Annotated in this window: 12 protein-coding genes; 5 read left to right on the forward strand and 7 right to left on the reverse strand. The window is 55.9% G+C overall.

The genetic code is table 11. The annotated features are described in order from the left end of the window. The first annotated feature begins 70 nt into the window (after window positions 1–70). The gene (locus F0Q32_RS22235) at window positions 71–622 is read left to right on the forward strand and encodes an NAD(P)H nitroreductase (RefSeq protein WP_149464764.1); all 552 of its coding nucleotides are present in this window, start codon (window positions 71–73) and stop codon (window positions 620–622) included. A 42-nt stretch (window positions 623–664) separates the two neighbouring features. Here the strand turns inward: F0Q32_RS22235 and phoC are convergent, their stop codons facing one another. Then, window positions 665–1414, reverse strand: a complete 750-nt coding sequence (gene phoC, locus F0Q32_RS22240) for an acid phosphatase PhoC (RefSeq protein WP_149464765.1) — start codon at window positions 1412–1414, stop codon at window positions 665–667. Window positions 1415–1637: 223 nt separating this feature from the next. Here phoC and selD point away from each other — a divergent pair, with 223 nt between their 5' ends. Both selD and F0Q32_RS22250 read left to right on the forward strand, forming a co-directional pair. Continuing rightward, on the forward strand, window positions 1638–2681 hold the full coding sequence (selD, locus tag F0Q32_RS22245; protein WP_149464766.1) for a selenide, water dikinase SelD: 1044 nt from the start codon (window positions 1638–1640) through the stop codon (window positions 2679–2681). A gap of 4 nt (window positions 2682–2685) precedes the next feature. After that, window positions 2686–4644: a DNA topoisomerase III gene (locus F0Q32_RS22250; RefSeq protein ID WP_149464767.1), complete on the forward strand. Its 1959-nt coding sequence runs from the start codon at window positions 2686–2688 to the stop codon at window positions 4642–4644. A 75-nt stretch (window positions 4645–4719) separates the two neighbouring features. Here F0Q32_RS22250 and gdhA read toward each other — a convergent pair whose 3' ends face one another. After that, complete coding sequence (gene gdhA / locus F0Q32_RS22255) at window positions 4720–6063, reverse strand: NADP-specific glutamate dehydrogenase (protein ID WP_149464768.1); 1344 nt, start codon at window positions 6061–6063, stop codon at window positions 4720–4722. A 240-nt stretch (window positions 6064–6303) separates the two neighbouring features. Between gdhA and F0Q32_RS22260 the strand changes: the two genes are divergently transcribed. Next, window positions 6304–6567 (forward strand): DUF1496 domain-containing protein, encoded by a 264-nt coding sequence (locus tag F0Q32_RS22260; RefSeq protein WP_149464769.1) that lies wholly within the window; start codon window positions 6304–6306, stop codon window positions 6565–6567. On the opposite strand, the gene F0Q32_RS22265 is transcribed toward F0Q32_RS22260, so the two are convergent. Next, entirely contained in the window at window positions 6542–6943 is a 402-nt protein-coding gene (locus F0Q32_RS22265) for a pyrimidine (deoxy)nucleoside triphosphate diphosphatase (protein WP_149464770.1), read from the reverse strand. The two genes, F0Q32_RS22260 and F0Q32_RS22265, sit on opposite strands and share 26 nt — an antisense overlap. A 79-nt stretch (window positions 6944–7022) precedes the next feature. Here F0Q32_RS22265 and F0Q32_RS22270 point away from each other — a divergent pair, with 79 nt between their 5' ends. Beyond that, the gene (locus tag F0Q32_RS22270; protein ID WP_149464771.1) at window positions 7023–7655 is read left to right on the forward strand and encodes a CDP-alcohol phosphatidyltransferase family protein; all 633 of its coding nucleotides are present in this window, start codon (window positions 7023–7025) and stop codon (window positions 7653–7655) included. Here F0Q32_RS22270 and F0Q32_RS22275 read toward each other — a convergent pair. The 4 genes from F0Q32_RS22275 to F0Q32_RS22290 all read right to left on the reverse strand — a co-directional run. Then, complete coding sequence (locus F0Q32_RS22275; protein WP_149464772.1) at window positions 7652–8956, reverse strand: sulfurtransferase; 1305 nt, start codon at window positions 8954–8956, stop codon at window positions 7652–7654. The two genes, F0Q32_RS22270 and F0Q32_RS22275, sit on opposite strands and share 4 nt — an antisense overlap. A 117-nt stretch (window positions 8957–9073) precedes the next feature. Next, entirely contained in the window at window positions 9074–9715 is a 642-nt protein-coding gene (locus tag F0Q32_RS22280) for an ATP-binding cassette domain-containing protein (RefSeq protein WP_149464773.1), read from the reverse strand. Continuing rightward, entirely contained in the window at window positions 9715–11247 is a 1533-nt protein-coding gene (locus tag F0Q32_RS22285) for a thiamine ABC transporter permease (RefSeq protein ID WP_149464774.1), read from the reverse strand. The genes F0Q32_RS22280 and F0Q32_RS22285 overlap by 1 nt, the downstream gene beginning before the upstream one ends. Next, window positions 11220–11922, reverse strand: a 703-nt coding sequence (locus F0Q32_RS22290) for an ABC transporter substrate-binding protein (protein WP_149464775.1), incomplete at its 5' end; no start/stop codon positions are given. The genes F0Q32_RS22290 and F0Q32_RS22285, both read right to left, overlap by 28 nt.

Here is an 11922-nt window from a genome sequence, read left to right on the forward strand (position 1 = left end):
GCCATCAGCGCTGTAACAAATTCTCTGCGCATGTTAATTTTGTGAAAAATAACATGACAGGAGCGAATCAATGGACGCACTTGAATTACTGGTAAATCGCCGTAGCGCTTCCCGCCTGGCTGACCCTGCGCCAGCCGGTGAGCAACTGGAAAATATCCTGCGAGCCGGGATGCGCGCCCCGGATCACGGCACCCTACAGCCGTGGCAGTTTTTTATCATCGAGGGAGAAGGCCGCGAACGTTTCAGCCAGTTGCTGGAAAAAGGCGCAATTGACGCGGGCAGCGATGAGAAAGCGATTGATAAAGCACGTGATGCGCCATTCCGTGCGCCGCTGATTATTGCGGTGGTCGCGAAATGTCAGCCACATCATAAAGTGCCCAAATGGGAACAGGAGATGTCAGCGGGCTGCGCGGTGATGGCGATGCAGATGGCGGCGGTTGCGCAGGGATTTAACGGTATCTGGCGCAGCGGCGCATTAACCGATAGCCCGGTCGTGCGTGAAGGGCTTCAGTGTGGGGAACACGATAAAATCGTCGGTTTTCTCTATTTAGGCACGCCACAACTCAAGGCGTCGACAACGGTCTCGGTGCCGGATACGACACCGTTTGTAGTACGTTTCTGATAAAGCTTATCGCCCGGCGGTAAGCGCCACCGGGCTTTTTCATTAAGATTTATGTTGTTTGGCGAATTCGTCTTTCGCTTTTTGCAGCTGCTGCTGGAACGCCGGGTTGGTGTGCAGCGTGGCAACAACGGCGGAACCGACAATACGCGCCGCATCAACATCGCTCTGCCAGTGGTAACCACAAATCACACGGCTTTCACCCAGCTCATACCCACGTTTTAAAATTTCATTTTGACGACCCGGGTTAATCTCTGCCAGCACCAGCGCGGTGGCCCAGCCGATAGAAGTATGGCCAGACGGATAAGAACCGTTTTTCGACAGTTTATCCTGCTCGGTGGTGTTACAGGTCGGTACGCCATAGAAGGCGAATGGACGAATGCGCATGTATTTATCTTTCGCGCCACGGGTCGCCAGATCGCCCGCATCTTCAATCATGTTGGTCAGCAGTTTGTGCAACTGCGGCGCATCTTTTTCGGTGATAGGCGATCCGAACGCGCCGGAGAAGGCATTCGCCACGCCGCCGCCGCTCAGGTTTGCATCTTCCACCGCCAACTTACCGCGTTCAGTATTGCGCAGCAGGCGGCCTTGTTCATACATCGCCTGATCGTTGAGGAATGCGATGCTCCCTACGGCTGGCGGAGGCGGAAGCAGAGCGAGGCTATCAATGGCTTGCGCATTTTTCAGATAATAGAGGTCTGGTTTGGTAGTCGCGTCGTTCCCGGCCGGAGCAAGAGCAAAAGCGCTGGACGTAAAAAGCGTAGCCAGGCAAAGGGCGATAATGCGTTTTTTCATTGATATTTCCTTTTGATTTTTATCCTGATATGCAGGTTTTGACACTCATATATTCATGCCACTAATTAGTAGAAAGAAAAACGCAGTAAGAAAAATTGCCCTGTGTCGCAAAACGGACAATTGCTTGCGAAGTGAGCAGTAGTGAGCGATTTCGGAGTGTCGGACTTACCTCGCCGCCATTTGGGCGCTACCATAGTGGGATTGGCAAAATCAGGAGATGCCCATGAGCGAGCAAGCCATTCGTTTAACACAGTACAGCCACGGAGCCGGTTGCGGTTGTAAAATTTCCCCAAAAGTGCTGGAAACCATCCTGCACAGTGAGCAGGCGAAGTTTGTCGACCCGAACCTGCTTGTCGGCAATGAAACCCGTGATGACGCGGCCGTATACGACCTCGGCAATGGCACATCGATAATCAGTACCACCGATTTCTTTATGCCGATCGTTGATAATCCATTTGATTTTGGCCGTATCGCGGCCACCAACGCCATCAGTGATATCTTCGCGATGGGCGGCAAACCGATTATGGCGATTGCTATCCTCGGCTGGCCCATCAACACGCTGGCCCCGGAAATCGCGCGCGACGTGATTGACGGTGGGCGCTTTGCCTGCCAGCAAGCCGGAATCGCCCTGGCAGGCGGTCACTCCATTGATGCGCCAGAGCCTATCTTTGGGCTGGCGGTCACGGGCGTCGTGCCGACCGAGCGCGTGAAGAAAAACAGCACCGCGCAGGCGGGCTGCAAACTGTTCCTCACCAAACCGCTGGGGATTGGCGTACTCACTACCGCGGAGAAAAAATCGCTGCTGAAACCTGAACATCAGGGGCTGGCGACGGAAGTCATGTGCCAGATGAACCTGGCTGGCGCGGCTTTCGCTAATATTGACGGCGTCAAAGCAATGACGGACGTCACCGGCTTTGGTCTGCTGGGCCACCTGAGCGAAATGTGTCAGGGCGCCGGCGTGCAGGCGCAGGTGAACTTTGCCGACGTGCCGAAATTGCCGGGCGTGGAAGAGTACATCGCGCAGGGTGCGGTGCCTGGCGGTACCGGGCGTAACTTTGCCAGCTATGGTCATTTGATGGGGGCAATGCCGGAAGAATGGCGTTCGCTGCTGTGCGACCCGCAAACCTCTGGTGGCCTGCTGTTGGCGGTCACGCCGGATGCCGAGCAAGAGGTACAGGCTGCGGCGGCAGAGTATGGCATTACCTTAACGTCGATTGGTGGTCTGGTTGAGGCCCGCGCGGGTCGCCCGATGATTGAGATCCGCTAAACTGATGCGCCTGTTTATTGCGGAAAAACCGAGCCTGGCGCGGGCCATTGCCGATGTATTGCCGAAACCCCATCGAAAGGGCGACGGGTATATCGAATGTGGCAACGGTCAGGTGGTGACCTGGTGTATTGGCCATCTACTCGAACAGGCGCAGCCGGACGCGTATGACAGCCGTTATGCGCGCTGGAATTTGCAGGATCTACCGATAGTCCCGGAGAAGTGGCAACTTCAGCCGCGTCCGTCGGTGACAAAGCAACTCAATGTCATTAAGCGTTTTTTGCTCGAAGCCAGTGAAGTCATTCACGCAGGAGACCCCGACCGAGAAGGGCAACTGCTGGTGGATGAAGTGCTGGACTATCTTTCGCTGGCGCCCGAAAAGCGCCAGCAGGTGCAACGCTGTTTAATCAACGACCTGAACCCGCAGGCGGTGGAGCGGGCAATTACGCGCCTGCGCGCCAATAGCGACTTCATTCCACTCTGCGTCTCCGCGCTGGCTCGCGCCCGTGCCGACTGGCTTTACGGCATCAATATGACTCGCGCCTACACCATTTTAGGGCGTAACGCCGGGTATAACGGCGTGCTCTCCGTTGGCCGTGTACAAACGCCCGTGCTGGGGCTGGTAGTGCGTCGTGATGAAGAGATTGAAAACTTTGTCGCCAAAGACTTCTTCGAAGTGAAAGCGCATATTGTCACGCCGAAAGATGAACGCTTCACCGCCGTCTGGCAGCCAAGCGAAGCCTGCGAGCCGTATCAGGACGAAGAGGGGCGATTGCTGCACCGCGCGCTGGCCGATCATGTGGTCAAACGCATTGAAGGCCAGCCGGCGATTGTCACCGCCTATAACGATAAACGGGAATCAGAATCGGCGCCGCTGCCGTTTTCGCTTTCAGCCTTGCAGATTGAAGCCGCAAAACGTTATGGCCTGAGCGCGCAGAACGTGCTCGATATTTGCCAGAAACTTTACGAAACCCACAAACTGATTACCTATCCGCGTTCCGATAGCCGCTATTTGCCGGAAGAGCATTTCGCCGGGCGACATGCGGTGCTGAATGCAATTGGCGTTCACGCGCCCGATCTCTTGCCGCAACCGGTGGTGAATCCGGACACGCGCAACCGCTGCTGGGATGATAAAAAGGTTGATGCGCACCACGCCATTATCCCTACTGCGCGGTCGAGCAACGTCAACCTCACCGAAAACGAATCGAAGATCTACACCCTGGTGGCGCGTCAATATCTGATGCAGTTCTGCCCGGACGCGGTTTTCCGTAAGTGTCAGATAGACCTTGATATTGCTAATGGCAAATTTATCGCTAAAGCGCGTTTTCTTGCTGAAGCAGGCTGGCGCACGCTGCTTGGCGGGAAAGAACGCGATGAAGAAAACGACGGTACGCCGTTGCCGGTGGTTGCCAAAAGCGATGAACTGCTGTGCGAAAAAGGTGAAGTGGTGGAACGGCAAACCCAGCCGCCGCGCCACTTCACCGACGCAACGCTGCTTTCTGCTATGACCGGTATCGCGCGTTTTGTGCAGGACAAAGATCTGAAAAAGATCCTCCGCGCAACGGATGGGCTCGGCACCGAAGCGACGCGCGCAGGAATTATCGAACTGCTGTTTAAACGCGGCTTCCTGACTAAAAAAGGGCGCTATATTCACTCGACTGACGCGGGTAAAGCGCTGTTCCACTCGCTGCCAGAAATGGCGACACGGCCGGATATGACCGCGCACTGGGAGTCAATTCTGACGCAAATCAGCGAAAAACAGTGTCGCTATCAGGACTTTATGCAGCCGCTGGTGGGCACGTTGTATCAACTGATTGATCAGGCCCGCAGCACGCCGGTCAGACGTTTCCGTGGCATTGTCGCGCCGGGCAGTGGAAGTGGCGATAAGAAAAAGAGTGCCCCGCGTAAACGTAGCGCGAAAAAAAGCCCGCCATCGGATGAAGCGGGCAGTGGGGCGATAGCGTAAGCGGATGGTGCCGTTTTCAATGAATGGCACCCGTCCGTAGGCCTGATAAGCGCAGCGCCATCAGGCATTTGCTACTTAAATCACACCCTGTGACAGCATCGCGTCGGCAACTTTAACGAAGCCTGCAATGTTGGCGCCGCGCACATAGTTGGTTTGCTTGCTTTCGCCGCCGTGCTCAACGCAGGCATGGTGAATATCCAGCATGATGTGATGCAGACGCGCATCGACTTTCTCGGCTTTCCAGCCCATACGCGCGGCGTTTTGCGCCATCTCCAGGCCGGAAGTGGCGACACCGCCCGCGTTCGCCGCTTTACCCGGTGCGAATAGTACGCCCGCGTCGAGGAACAGTTCGGTGGCTTCGATGGTGGTTGGCATATTCGCACCTTCGGCTACGGCTTTGACGCCGTTAGCGACCAGCACGCGAGCGGCATCGGTATCCAGCTCATTCTGCGTGGCACACGGCAGGGCGATATCAACCGGCACAGACCACGGCTGCTGGCCTTCCAGATAGACCAGACCAAATTCACGCGCGTAATCGGCCACGCGACCGTCACGGCTGGCTTTGATTTCAATCAGACGCGCCAGTTTTTCTTTGGTAAAGCCGCTTTCGTCCACCACGGTGCCGCTGGAGTCGGATGCGGTAACCACGCGAGCGCCAAATTCCATTGCTTTTTCAATCGCGTATTGCGCCACGTTACCGGAGCCGGAAACAGAAACGCGCATGCCTTCAAAACTCAGACCATGACGCTTGAGCATCGCTTCGGTGAAGTAAACCAGGCCGTAACCGGTAGCTTCTGGACGAATCAGGCTGCCGCCGAACGAAAGACCTTTACCGGTAAACACGCAGGCGGTGTTGTTGGAAAGTTTTTTCATCATGCCAGCCATGAAACCGACTTCGCGACCGCCCACGCCGATATCGCCCGCCGGGACGTCGGTGTCCGCGCCAAGATGACGATAGAGTTCAGTCATCAGCGCCTGACAGAAGCGCATGACTTCGCCTTCGCTTTTGCCTTTCGGGTCAAAATCGCTGCCGCCTTTGCCGCCACCCATCGGTAGCGTGGTCAGGGCGTTTTTAAAGGTTTGCTCGAAGCCGAGGAATTTCAGAATCGACAGGTTCACGGAAGGGTGGAAACGCATCCCGCCCTTGAACGGCCCAATCGCCGAACTGAACTGTACGCGCCATGCGCGGTTCACCTGTACCTGATTGCGATCGTCCACCCATACTACGCGGAACTGGATCACGCGCTCTGGTTCAACCAGCCTTTCGAGCAGCGAGAGGCGACGATATTGCGGGTTCTGTTCCAGAAATGGCCATAGGGTGGTCATGACTTCGCGTACGGCCTGAGAGAATTCTGTCTGGTGTGGGTCGCGTTGCTGAACGTGGGCAAGGAAGTTTTCCAGAGAGCCAACCTGATCCATAAGTATAAGTTCCTCTTATAGTTAATGATGTATGTGCTTGTTGTGATTTATGTTTTAACGTCGTGATGTTTTTTGACTATATCATTACGTTGCTAACTTTTGACAAGCAAAATTGAGCCCGAAAGGAAAATTAATACGCAGCAGTGGGTCATAATAAAAACCGATAGACGTTTACCCTTAAGGAAGTGAGCAAATGGGTCGATATATAGAGATACGAAAGCAGAGAACAGGAGCTCGAGGATGAAAACGCAATGGCTGACAGGAGTACTGATTGTGATGGCGGGGGCGGCGTTCGCGCGCCCGCAGGTCGAGGTCAACGTGCCGCCGGAAGTCTTCAGTACCCGGGGGCAGCAGGTAGAAAACTGTAGCCAGTGCTGCGTCTATCAAAATGAATATTATTCTGAAGGCGCGGTGATTAATACGGACGGTGGTTTGCTACAGTGTCAGCGCGATGAGAAAACCCTCAGCACCAACCCGCTTATCTGGCATCGCGTAAAGCCATAAATGCTTCGAGCAGAGGAATATCGGCAGGCGCAAGCGCATAATCGAATGCCTCTTCCGGGAGGCACCACGCCAGCGCAGTGTGCTCCAGGGCCACAATCTCACCCTCGTAAACCGGAACGTGCCAGGCATGCAGATGAATGATACGCCCGGAGACTTCTCGTTGATGGCTGGCGATATAACGGGTTGGTTGCGCGTGAATACCGAACTCTTCACGTAACTCGCGGGTCAGCGCTTCCGGTTGACTCTCGCCTTGCTCGACTTTTCCCCCGGCAAACTCCCACATGCCTGCCTGGTCGGCGTGAGGCGGACGTTGGGCAAGTAAAATTTGCCCGTTTTGTTCAATAATGGCAGCAACGACATCGATGGTTTTCAGCATAGCGGTCAAAGATTCTGTAAATGTATTACCATAATATCCTTGCCCTGAAGTTTGCTAAAGCGTTGTTACAGGAAAAAACATGCTCGACCGTCATCTCCACCCGCGTCTCAAGCCCTTGCTCAATCGCGTTGCTGAAATCGTCGATCGTCCTCAGATTACCCCAGATGGCATCACGCTGGTGGGGTTTGCTGTCGGCGTGCTGGCCTTGCCGTTTCTGGCGCTGGGATGGTATGGCGTGGCATTAATGGCGATTGTGGTTAATCGCCTGTGTGATGGGCTGGATGGTGCGCTTGCAAGGCGGCGGGGTTTATCGGATGCCGGTGGGTTCCTTGATATTGCCCTCGACTTTCTCTTTTACGCGCTGGTGCCGTTTGGCTTTGTCCTTGCGGACCCGTTGAACAATGCTATTGCCGGCGCGTGGCTACTGTTTGCGTTTATCGGTACCGGCAGCAGCTTTCTGGCGTTTGCCGCACTGGCAGCGAAACACAATATCGATAACCCCGGCTATGCGCACAAATCGTTTTATTACCTCGGCGGCCTGACGGAAGGCAGTGAAACTATCGCGTTATTTGTGCTTTGTTGCCTCTTCCCGGCGTACTTTTCCTGGCTGGCGTGGATATTTGGCGCGCTGTGCTGGCTGACGACGTTTAATCGGGTGTGGGGAGGGTATGTGACGCTGAGGGCGTGTCAGCGTCACGAATCGAAACCTTAAAGCGAGCTATCCGGTTTGCGATCGCCTGTTGCGACCGGGTTTTTCGGGTTAGCGCTCCATTCGTACCAGCCGCCGTCATAGACCGCGACGTTTTGCCAGCCCATGGCGCGGGCGTACATAAAGGTCTCAGACGCGCGCCATCCGGTGCCGCAGTAAAATGCAACGTGCTGTTCAGGCCGGATATTCCAGCGCTTCCACATTTCCGTAATATCATCCGCGCTGCGCATGGTGCCGTCCGGGTTATGGAAATCTTCCATATGCGTGGAGTCGCTGCCCGCATGGCCCCAGCGTGCACCGGCAATATCGCCTTTTGGCTTAATGTAGCTATAACCGCTGGTGGTGCCGATAAATTCTGGCCAGGAGCGAATGCTGACCAGCGAGGCGTCCTGGCGATTCAGCAGGCCACGCGCTTGTTCCATATCCAGCATTAACTGTGGCTGAGCGGGAATGGCGACGCCGAAATCTGGCGCGGATTTTTCTTTAGGCGCGGTACCGCGTTCAACGGGCAGCCCTGAATCAGACCAGGTTTTCCAGCAGCCATCGAGCAGCCGGACATCTTTTACGCCGGCATAGAGCATAATCTGTGCAACACGTGCGGCGGCATAGACGTCACGTCCGTAGAGGATCACCGTGGTGTCGTGGCGGATGCCGTGTTTCGCCAGCATCGCTTTCAGCTGTTCGTCAGAGACTTTATTCCACAGCGGCTCGCTTTCGACTTCGTTGGTGTCGATATAGCCTGCGCCCGGAATGTGGCTAAGTAAGTAAAGTTTCGGTGCGCCCCAACCGGCTTCAAAGACTTTCCAGTCACCCGTCGGTTTGGCCTCTACAGATTTGTTTTTCTGGAGGTCGTGAAGCCACTGTGGGTACACCAGTTGTTCAAAGTGGGGGAGTTTCTGCAGACGATTTTGCTGTTGCAGGGCGTCGCTTAAACGGACGATCTGCGTGTAGCCGATTTTTTCTAAACGTGCCGCGACGGCCTCGTTATCTTTATCGTTGCCGTACAGCGCAATGGCGGTCTCTTTTTGCAGTTTATGCTGCTGCGCCCATGCCGCAAGCTGCTCATCGGTCATTGCTGATAGCCAGCTGGCCGACAGGTTGAGCGCCAGGGGTTCATGCCCCTGAGGGCCATTGACTGTCTGAGGCCAGCCGTTATAGAACGCGCTCAGGCGCGTATCGATAGCGACGCCATTCTGTTGTAACAGATGAGAGAAACTCAACGTTTTCGCCATATCAGTGGCAAAAACCGAGGTGGAGAGTCCAAGCGCGAGGGCCAGCAAAGACAGTTGAGAAACACGTTTCATCGAATCGTCCGACAAAGAAAAAAAGGTACGCCATTCTGAACGCCAGGCCTCATAAATACTTTGCGTTAACGCAGTATTGTAGCGCATCAACAGTTTGTAGAGTGAAATATCACGTCGTTAAACTGTTTCATGCCAGCGCATCATATCCATGCATGAAGCATTTTCCGGCACATCCGCCTGGTCATGGGTAACCAGAATTGTCGGGATGTTTTGTTCGATAAGCGTGTCAAATACCCACTGGCGGAAAGCAACACGCAAGGTGCTGTCGAGCCGGCTGAAGGGCTCATCGAGCAGGAGTGCATTGGGCTGCGCCAGCAAGGCACGCAGTAAGGCGACGCGTGCGCGCTGGCCTCCGGAAAGTGTTGCCGGATCACGCGTATAGAAATCGTGCAGCCCGGCCTGCGCCAGCGCGTGGTGAACGGCATCTTTACGCTGGCCTCCACGCACCGCGGCAGGAAGCGCCAGTTGCAGATTGTGGCCCACGCTCAAGTGATCAAACAGTAGCGCTTCCTGAAACAGGATACCGATGCGACGTTGCTCAGTTGGAAACTTGTCAATGCGCGAGTTATTGAGCCATAGCTCACCGCGGGCCTGAAATGTGCAAGGCAGCGCACCGATCATCCACGAGAACAGGGTCGATTTTCCGCAGCCAGATGGGCCCATTAGCGTGACAATTTCGCCCGGACGAACGGTAAAGGAGACATCGCGCAGCAGCGGTTGTTGACCCTGCATCAGCGTGACATTGTTTAACTGCAACATTAGCGTAGACCTCGTCGATAATGGCCAATGAGTTGGGCCATGAGAGCCATTAGCGAGAAAAAACACACGGGCAATATCAACTGCCAGAGACCCTGAGCGGCAAGTTGCGCCGACGCGCCGCCGCTGGAAAGTGCCACCGCTTCTGTCGTAAGCGTCGGCACTCGACCCGCGCCCAACCACTGGGTGGGTAAATATTGCGCGATACTGACTGAAAAACCGATCGCCAGCGCAGAGAGTAAGGGTTTGATTATCAGCGGGCATTTGATTTGCGCAAAAATGCGTACCTGATGCCAGCCGAGGGTGCGGGCAATCAACACCAGCCGCGGGTCGATGCGCTGCCACGCCGGGCGCAGCACAAACAGCATCCAGGGGATAACCCACAAAAGATGCCCCCACAACACGGTGATGAACTCGCCATCCATCCAGCCATATAATGCCATCTCATACTGGCCCGCTGCTAATGGCAGGGCGGGCAGTATCAGCGGCAACCACAGACAGCGCGTCAGCGCTGAGGGCCCCCATTCCAGCCACAGCAGGCAGAGTATTGCGCCCAATAATGCCGCCAGCAGGGCCAGCCAGAAACTGTTGCTGAATGTCAGTGCATCTGGCAGTGCGGCGTGGGCCAGTAGCAATAATGTCAACGCGCACGCCACACCGCTCAGGGGGATAAGCTGGCTGGCAACCTTCCCGAATAGCGGCGAAGCGTGCGGGCGACGACGCCCATGCAGGCCAGGACAAAAGCGTCGTGCGGTAACCCATAACAGGCAGGCGGTGAGCGCCAGTACTGCCAAAATCGCCAGCAGCATCACACAGGCCAGTTGGCCTTTGATTTGCGTGCTTTCGTCACCCTGATTTAACCATTGCCAGGCCAGCACGGCTAGCGTCGGTGGGTTTCCCGGCCCAAGAATAATCGCCACATCGACAACAGAGAGGGTCCATGCGGTGGTCGCCAGAAGGGCGATACCCAGCGCCGGCAGCAGAACCGGGAGTATCAGATAACGCAGGCACTGCCCGCGACCATAGCCAAGACTGCGCAGTACAAGAAGTTGTTCACTCAGCCGCTTTTCACCCAATACCGCCCAGCTTACCCACAGCAGAAACGCGCTCTCTTTCACTGCCAGTACCAGCCCCAGCCCAATACCATAACGGTCCGGGATGGCGTGTAAATGGGGGAGAATACGGTAAAAAACGCCCCCCTCAGCAAACAGCAACAGTGCGCCAGTGGCGAAGGCGACGTGCGGCAGCGCCAGCAGTAACGGTAAACGGGCAGTCAGTCGCCGCCAGCCAGCAGAAGGCCAGAGCGCGGCAATAATGAGCAGCGTCAGAGCGAGCGCGCCGCCCACCGCAATGAGCGATGAAATAAGCGTGGCGCTGAGCGCCTGACTGAATTGCGGGTCCTCAAACAGCAGACGCCAGTTCTCCGGTATCAATGCCGGACGCAGAAAGCCTGCCGCAGAAAACAGCGGCAGATAGACAAGTAGCATTGCGGTACAGCATAACGCGCTTAATGTGTACCGTAGCGGCGTAGCCATTCCTGCTCCAGCGCGTTTACCCAGGCGGCATGAGGCTCTGCCAGAACGGGCGGCAGATCGGTGGGCTCACGGGCGGAGAGTTCATCTCGCTGCGCGGCGGGTAGCTTTTTGGGGTCCAGAACGCTGGGATCGCCCCATATCGCCGGGTCAGCTTTCCGACGCTGTGCCTCCGGCGACAGCAGGAAGTTAGCGACCACCTGCGCCGCCGCACTGGCGCGTGAATTAGCTGGAATGGTTACAAAATGAACGTTTCCAAGCATGCCATCCTGAAATCCAAAACTGTAACTGTCGTCAGGCAGCACATGTGTTGCGACTTTTTGCTGAGCATGCAGGGGGTTAAACGTCAGTGACAACCGTAAAGTACCGTTTGCCAGCATGCTATCCATGCGCGCAGGAGACGGCGGGAAGTCGCGCCCCTCACGCCACAGTAGGGGATGAAGCGCATCAAGATAGCGCCAGAGAGGAGCGGTAACCTGCGCGAAGGTCTTTTCCTGCGGCGGGCGCTTCAGCGCTTCGGGATGCGGTGTAAGGTTTATCAGAAACTGCTCAAGCAGCGCTGTACCGGTAAAATCAGGTGGGCGAGGGTAGGTGATTGTCCCGGGATGCTGTCGGGCATAATCCAGCAACGCCTGCGGGGTTTGCGGCGGCTGTGGTGTTACTCTTGTTTTTATGTAT

This window comes from Pseudocitrobacter sp. 73, from assembly GCF_008369545.1.
Classification (GTDB): domain Bacteria; phylum Pseudomonadota; class Gammaproteobacteria; order Enterobacterales; family Enterobacteriaceae; genus Pseudocitrobacter; species Pseudocitrobacter vendiensis.

What these genes read in the sequence shown, in the direction of transcription:
- F0Q32_RS22250 (WP_149464767.1), top strand. Translation starts at nt 2,686, where the DNA reads ATGCGCCTGTTTATTGCGGAAAAACCGAGCCTGGCGCGGGCCATTGCC.
- F0Q32_RS22285 (WP_149464774.1), bottom strand. Translation starts at nt 11,247, where the DNA reads ATGGCTACGCCGCTACGGTACACATTAAGCGCGTTATGCTGTACCGCA.
- selD (WP_149464766.1), top strand. Translation starts at nt 1,638, where the DNA reads ATGAGCGAGCAAGCCATTCGTTTAACACAGTACAGCCACGGAGCCGGT.
- gdhA (WP_149464768.1), bottom strand. Translation starts at nt 6,063, where the DNA reads ATGGATCAGGTTGGCTCTCTGGAAAACTTCCTTGCCCACGTTCAGCAA.
- F0Q32_RS22235 (WP_149464764.1), top strand. Translation starts at nt 71, where the DNA reads ATGGACGCACTTGAATTACTGGTAAATCGCCGTAGCGCTTCCCGCCTG.
- F0Q32_RS22270 (WP_149464771.1), top strand. Translation starts at nt 7,023, where the DNA reads ATGCTCGACCGTCATCTCCACCCGCGTCTCAAGCCCTTGCTCAATCGC.
- F0Q32_RS22260 (WP_149464769.1), top strand. Translation starts at nt 6,304, where the DNA reads ATGAAAACGCAATGGCTGACAGGAGTACTGATTGTGATGGCGGGGGCG.
- F0Q32_RS22280 (WP_149464773.1), bottom strand. Translation starts at nt 9,715, where the DNA reads ATGTTGCAGTTAAACAATGTCACGCTGATGCAGGGTCAACAACCGCTG.
- F0Q32_RS22265 (WP_149464770.1), bottom strand. Translation starts at nt 6,943, where the DNA reads ATGCTGAAAACCATCGATGTCGTTGCTGCCATTATTGAACAAAACGGG.
- phoC (WP_149464765.1), bottom strand. Translation starts at nt 1,414, where the DNA reads ATGAAAAAACGCATTATCGCCCTTTGCCTGGCTACGCTTTTTACGTCC.
- F0Q32_RS22275 (WP_149464772.1), bottom strand. Translation starts at nt 8,956, where the DNA reads ATGAAACGTGTTTCTCAACTGTCTTTGCTGGCCCTCGCGCTTGGACTC.